Raw genomic sequence first — 4,971 nt, 5'->3', positions numbered from 1 at the left:
CGACGCCCTCGCCTACGGCCTCTACGAGCTGCCGGTCACCTGGTGAAAGACGGCCTGCCCCTCGAGGTTCCCGAGTTCACCGGCAGACTCGCCGTCGTCACCGGCGCCAACAGCGGGCTGGGACTCGGGCTGGCGCGAGCGCTGGCAGCGGCCGGCGCCGACGTGGTGCTCGCGGTTCGCAACCGCGCCAAAGGCGAGACGGCCGCCGCCGACATCCGTGCCGCCGTGCCCGACGCAGAGTTGTCCATCGCGCAGCTTGACCTCGCTTCCCTGGAAAGCGTTGCCGCGCTGGGGGAGTACCTCGGATCCGAGGGTCGGCCGATCGACATACTGATCAACAACGCCGGGGTGATGACGCCACCGCACCGCCAGCAGACCGGCGACGGGTTCGAGCTGCAGTTCGGCGCGAATCACCTCGGGCACTTCGCCCTGACCGGTCATCTGCTGCCGCTGCTGTGCGCGGCGCCGTCCGCGCGGGTGGTTACCGTCAGCAGCATTGCCGCCACCCAGCGCCACCTCGACTTCACCGACCCGAACGCCGAGCGCGGTTACAAAGCGATGCAGAGCTACGGCATCGCCAAGCTGGCGCAGTTGATGTTCGCGATGGAACTCGACCGGCGCAGCCGCCGCAACGGCTGGACCGTCAGCTCCAACGCCGCGCACCCGGGCCTGGCCAAGACCAACCTGCTCAGCGGCGCCTCCTACGGTCGCGACGCCCCTACGCTGCAGGCCCGGCTCACCCAGCTGACGTGGCGGCTGCTGCCGTTCATGTGGCTCGAGGTCGACGAGGCGATCAAACCGACGCTGTACGCCGCCGTGTCACCGGCCGCCGACGGCGCCGCCTACTACGGGCCGCGCGGATTCTACGAGACTGCCGGCGGGGGAGTCACATTCGCCAAGGTGCCGCCACAGGCCCACAGCCAGAACGACTGCCGCGAATTGTGGGCCCTCTCCGAGCGGCTCACCGGGGTCAGCTATGGCGGGTGACGAGCTGTTCCACCCGCCGGGGGACGACCCGTACTGGAACGAGAGCGGCTGGTTCGGTTTCGCCGTGCCCGAGCGCGACATCAACGGGTTCGTCTACTACTTCCACGACGCACGCACCGGGATCTCCGGCGGCGGGCCGGCACTGTGGGACCCGACCGGCGAGGAGGTCTACGACTGCCTCTTCTACGACTGGCGGTGGCAGCAACCACCGACCGGCGCACTGGACTTCGGCGACTTCACCCTGCCGAACTCGCTGCGCCACAGGGTCGTCGAACCCACGCACCGCTATCGGTTGTCGTACGTCGCGCTCGGACTCGAACTCGACCTGGAATGGTCGTCGCTGATGGCGCCGCACACGCTGGGCGACGGCACCGGCGGTGCGCCGCACCACTTCGACCAGCCGGGCCGGATGACGGGATCACTCGTGCTCGACGGCGAGCGAACCGAGGTGGACTGCTACTCGATGCGCGACCGCACGTGGGGTCCGCACCACCCTGGCGCCAGGAGGCCGGGTGACTACCTGTGGGCGATCGCCTCACCTGAGGCGCACTGGCACACCATCACGATCGCCGGTCGCGAACCGGGCCGCGACGTCGTCATCGGTGGCTACCTCATGCGCGATGGCGAACTCGGCGAGCTGGTCAAGGGCACCCGGCGCGTGCTGAGTCGACGTGCGGGCGCGCCCGCGCAGGTCGTGCTGGACGGCGAGGACCACCTGGGTCGCAGCCTGCACGCCGAGGGCGAGGTCCGCACCGCGCTGCGCTGGCTCGGCTGGCCGGGCCGCATGACGTTCTGGACGCTGACCGACTGGCGGTGGGACGGGCTGCAGGGCTGGGGCGAGGACCAGGAATTCTTCGCCCGCGAACAGGTCCGGTCGCTCATCCGCTCGTCGGGCCCGAAGGTCTCGTCCCGCTGACCGCTATCTCTTCGCCGCTCGACTCAGTTCGGCGGTTGCCTGGTCGGCGGTCATCGGCTTGCCGAGGAGGAAGCCCTGAGCGAGGTCACATCCGCACGCCCGCAGGATCTCCAGTTGCTCCACCGTTTCGACGCCTTCGCCGACGACGGTGAGATCGAAAGCGCGGGCCAGCATCACCACCGCGGCGACGATTGCACTCGGGCGAGCGGCGGGAAGGCTCTGGATGTACGACTTGTCGATCTTGAAGCACTCGAACACGGGATAGCGAGTCAGGTATGCGATCGAGCTGTATCCGCTTCCGAGGTCGTCAAGCGAGATCCCGATGCCCATGTCGTGCAACGCCGTCAACGTGCCCGCTACCCGCGCGGTGTCCGAAACCCACACCGTCTCGGTGATTTCCAGCCCCAGAGCGGCGGGATCGAGTCCGGTGGACACCAAGACGGCGACCACCTTGTTCACGAATGCGGCGTCGCGCAGCTGCAGAGCGCTCACGTTGACGCGAACACCGACATCACAGAACGTGCGCCACGAGGTCGCCTGCGCACAAGCCGTGTAGAGCGCCCATTCGCCGAGATCGCCGACCACGCCGGTGCGCTCGGCAACCGCGACGAACTCGGTCGGGTCGATCACGCCGAGGTCCGGGTGCGACCATCGAGCCAGGGCCTCCATGGCCACGAGCTCGCCGGTGGCGATGGAGAAGATCGGTTGATAGAACAGATTCAGCTCGCCATCACCGAGCGCGGTGCGCAGGTCGACCGAGAGGCGTCGCGTCCGTTCGGCGTCGTAGAGGTCGCCGTGGTCGAAGACGGCGCTGCCACCGTTTCCGGGAATCTTTGGCCCGATACATCGCCAGATCGGCGTGGTGAATCAGCTGCTGCCGCGTGGAGTCGGCTTCCGAGACCGCGATGCCGATGCTGACGCTGAGCGGTGTCGGGTCGACGCCCGTCGGTGGTGGACTGTTGACCGCGGTGGTCAGCGCGCTTGCCAACTCGCATGCCTGGTCGATTCCCCGGATGTCCTCGGCGATGACGAGGAATTCGTCGCCGCCGACGCGCGCCACCGTGTCCTCCGGCCGGACGGCCGTGGCGAGACGGCCGGCGAGACGGACGAGTGCGCGATCGCCGGCTTCGTGCCCGAGGCTGTCGTTGATGATCTTGAAGTCGTCGATGTCGAGCACCAGCACCGCCATCGTCGTCCCGTCCTGTTGGGCACGGGCAAGCGTGTGTTCGATGCGTTCGTAGGCCAGTGTCCGATTGGGCAGTCCGGTCAGCGAATCATGCATACTGCGCTCGCGCAGTTGCCGATCGAGTTCGACACGCCGGATCGCTGCCGAGAGCACGTCCGCCACGGTCTGCAGGAAGGCCAGGTCGCGTTCGCTGTACACGCGATTGTCGTTGCTGTGCACCGACAGCGCTCCCCACGGGCCGTCGGTTCCGGGTATGGGTACGGAGGCGCCGCTGCGAAAGCCGTAACTTGCCATTCCTTCTGTCGAGAATCGTGATTCCTGGTCGCGGTCTTCGCATACCACCACGTCGTTGACGGCCAGTGTGTATCCCATCAGTGACCGGTGTCCGGCGGGCAGGAGCAGCGGTCTCGGCGGTTGACCGGAGAACCCCACCACGGCAATCGATTCGTCGTCGCCCTCGACCGGACAGGTGACCATCGATCGATTGACGCCCATGAGCGTCGAGGCCGCGGTGGTCGCCGAGTCGAGTAGCTGATCGAGGTCGCCATCGAGGGCCAGCCTGCTCAATTTCGCCACCGCCCTCTGCTCAGCGGCAAGGTAGGTCGATTCCCGGGCGGCAGCATGCCATTTGTCGTGACTCTGCGCGCTTCTGCGATCCCGGATGACGGACACGACGACATTGCCCCGGTCACGGGATCGGTCGACGACGAAAGTCGTGATCTCGACCGGTATGGGGCCGTCGCTGGCGAAGGAGAAGTTCTTCAGTTCTGAGAATCCGTGTCCCTCCCTCGAGAAGTCAAAGGGCATCTCGGTCTCGACCGTGGTGCCGGATCGAACGAAGAATTCACTCATTGTCAGCGGCCGAACCGGTGACAATGCCGTCATTCCCACCATGGCCAGGCCGGACGCGTTGATGTAGAGGACGTGCCCTGAAGCTTCCGAGATGGTGACCATGTCCGGTGAACTGTCGAGCACCGCCTGCAGAACATCGACATCGTTCAGCGCGTCGCGCACGATGCTCTCGATGTCTGACGAGCGTGGAGTCGGCGGTCCGCGAAGCTGCCTGCGACGGTCGCGCCCGCCGGCACGCCGAGGGTCCGCGACCTCCGGCGCACTCTCGTTTCCTGCGGGCAAAATTTGCTCCATACCCTTCCCGACTGCGTCGATTGTCACAGAACGACTGGACGATGCCGCCGTGTGTTTGCTAGGCACCGATCGTGACGATAGCAAAGCGGGCTGAGGACGTCACTCCCGAGCGCGCTAGCCGAGTTCGGCCAGGGCTGCGGCCATATCGCGCGTGTGCCAGAGGTTGAGGACGTTGCTCAGCATCTGCAGCGGCGCCCGCACGCTCTCGTCATCGCGGATGCGCGGGTCGAAACGGGTGGTGTCCGGGCCTGCGTCGGGCACCCGGGCCGCCACCAGCGCGGGCACCCCGAGCAGCCAGGTGATGCCCATCAGTGCGGTGTAGCGCAGCACGTGCCTGCGCAGCCCCGCCGGATCGAGGTGCGGTCCGCCGGAGGCGGCGACCTCGGCGCAGAAAACCTCGGTGAGCTCATCGAAACTGTCGTCCCAGAGGGCGGTTTCGGCGCCGCTGAGCGATCCCCAGATCGCCATCGCGACGTTCATCCGGCTCACACAGCCCCAGTCCAGCAGTCCGCAGCGCATGGTGCCGTCGGCGTCCCGCCAGAACCACGCGTTGTCGACGTTGGCGTTCCAGTGGCACAGCGCGATGTGATCGGGTGCGCCGGCCAGGCTGCGCCAGATGTCGGGTTCGCGGCGCATCGCCTCGTGCGCCTGTTCAGCGAGCCGGCCGAGGAACGACGGCGAACCCACGCCGGGCGGCAGCAGCGCGGGGTGGGCGCGCGCGAATTCGCCGAGCGCC

At 67.4% G+C, this 4,971-nt stretch carries 4 protein-coding genes and 1 pseudogene; 2 read left to right on the top strand and 3 right to left on the bottom strand.

What is annotated here, in order from left to right; all coding sequences use genetic code 11:
* Window positions 1-39 precede the first annotated feature (39 nt).
* On the top strand, window positions 40-987 hold the full coding sequence (locus tag Q2100_RS23675; RefSeq protein ID WP_302916018.1) for an SDR family oxidoreductase: 948 nt from the start codon (window positions 40-42) through the stop codon (window positions 985-987).
* Window positions 977-1,903 (top strand): DUF7064 domain-containing protein, encoded by a 927-nt coding sequence (locus Q2100_RS23670; protein WP_302916016.1) that lies wholly within the window; start codon window positions 977-979, stop codon window positions 1,901-1,903. The genes Q2100_RS23675 and Q2100_RS23670 overlap by 11 nt, the downstream gene beginning before the upstream one ends.
* A 3-nt stretch (window positions 1,904-1,906) precedes the next feature.
* Here Q2100_RS23670 and Q2100_RS23665 read toward each other — a convergent pair whose 3' ends face one another.
* The 3 genes and pseudogenes from Q2100_RS23665 to Q2100_RS23655 form a co-directional block, all read right to left on the bottom strand.
* Window positions 1,907-2,596, bottom strand: a complete 690-nt coding sequence (locus Q2100_RS23665; protein ID WP_302916017.1) for an EAL domain-containing protein — start codon at window positions 2,594-2,596, stop codon at window positions 1,907-1,909.
* Window positions 2,597-2,633: 37 nt separating this feature from the next.
* The gene (locus Q2100_RS23660; RefSeq protein WP_302916015.1) at window positions 2,634-4,103 is read right to left on the bottom strand and encodes a sensor domain-containing diguanylate cyclase; all 1,470 of its coding nucleotides are present in this window, start codon (window positions 4,101-4,103) and stop codon (window positions 2,634-2,636) included.
* A gap of 246 nt (window positions 4,104-4,349) precedes the next feature.
* Window positions 4,350-4,971 (bottom strand): annotated as a pseudogene (locus Q2100_RS23655) (hypothetical protein); the annotation flags it as partial.

The organism is Mycolicibacterium arseniciresistens (assembly GCF_030519285.1).
In the GTDB taxonomy this organism is placed as follows: domain Bacteria; phylum Actinomycetota; class Actinomycetes; order Mycobacteriales; family Mycobacteriaceae; genus Mycobacterium; species Mycobacterium arseniciresistens.
Note: the sequence above shows the minus strand (reverse complement) of the source record. Positions and strands in the feature narration are given on the sequence as shown.